We start from the raw sequence: 1,194 nt of genomic DNA on the forward strand, positions 1-1,194 counted from the left end.
TGAGCTGGTGGTGGCCGCAGAGACCAGCGAGAAGCGACTGTTTACTAAAAACACAGGTCCGTGCGAAGCCGTAAGGCGATGTATACGGACTGACGCCTGCCCGGTGCTGGAACGTTAAGGGGACCGGTTAGCTGACTTTCGGGTTGGCGAAGCTGAGAACTTAAGCGCCAGTAAACGGCGGTGGTAACTATAACCATCCTAAGGTAGCGAAATTCCTTGTCGGGTAAGTTCCGACCTGCACGAATGGCGTAACGACTTCTCGACTGTCTCAACCATAGGCCCGGTGAAATTGCACTACGAGTAAAGATGCTCGTTTCGCGCAGCAGGACGGAAAGACCCCGGGACCTTTACTATAGCTTGATATTGGTGTTCGGTTCGGCTTGTGTAGGATAGGTGGGAGACTGTGAAGCCGTGACGCCAGTCATGGTGGAGTCATTGTTGAAATACCACTCTGGTCGTGCTGGATGTCTAACCTGGGTCCGTGATCCGGATCAGGGACAGTGTCTGGTGGGTAGTTTAACTGGGGCGGTTGCCTCCTAAAGAGTAACGGAGGCGCCCAAAGGTTCCCTCAGCCTGGTTGGCAATCAGGTGTTGAGTGTAAGTGCACAAGGGAGCTTGACTGTGAGACTGACGGGTCGAGCAGGTACGAAAGTAGGGACTAGTGATCCGGCGGTGGCTTGTGGAAGCGCCGTCGCTCAACGGATAAAAGGTACCCCGGGGATAACAGGCTGATCTTCCCCAAGAGTCCATATCGACGGGATGGTTTGGCACCTCGATGTCGGCTCGTCGCATCCTGGGGCTGGAGTCGGTCCCAAGGGTTGGGCTGTTCGCCCATTAAAGCGGTACGCGAGCTGGGTTTAGAACGTCGTGAGACAGTTCGGTCCCTATCCGCTGTGCGCGTAGGAATATTGAGAAGGGCTGTCCCTAGTACGAGAGGACCGGGACGGACGAACCTCTGGTGTGCCAGTTGTCCTGCCAAGGGCATGGCTGGTTGGCTACGTTCGGGAGGGATAACCGCTGAAAGCATCTAAGCGGGAAGCCTGCTTCGAGATGAGTGTTCCCACCTCCTTGAGAGGGTAAGGCTCCCAGTAGACGACTGGGTTGATAGGCCAGATATGGAAGCCGGGTAACCGGTGGAGTTGACTGGTACTAATAGGCCGAGGGCTTGTCCTCAGTTGCTCGCGTCCACTGTGT

At 55.8% G+C, this 1,194-nt stretch carries 1 rRNA gene; it reads left to right on the top strand.

Going from position 1 to position 1,194, the window contains the following annotated elements:
• Positions 1-1,173: ribosomal RNA gene (locus ACFV3R_RS34650) — 23S ribosomal RNA — on the top strand; the annotation flags it as partial.
• Between the last annotated feature and the right edge of the window lie 21 nt (positions 1,174-1,194).

It is taken from the genome of Streptomyces sp. NPDC059740 (assembly GCF_042733155.1).
In the GTDB taxonomy this organism is placed as follows: Bacteria; Actinomycetota; Actinomycetes; order Streptomycetales; family Streptomycetaceae; genus Streptomyces.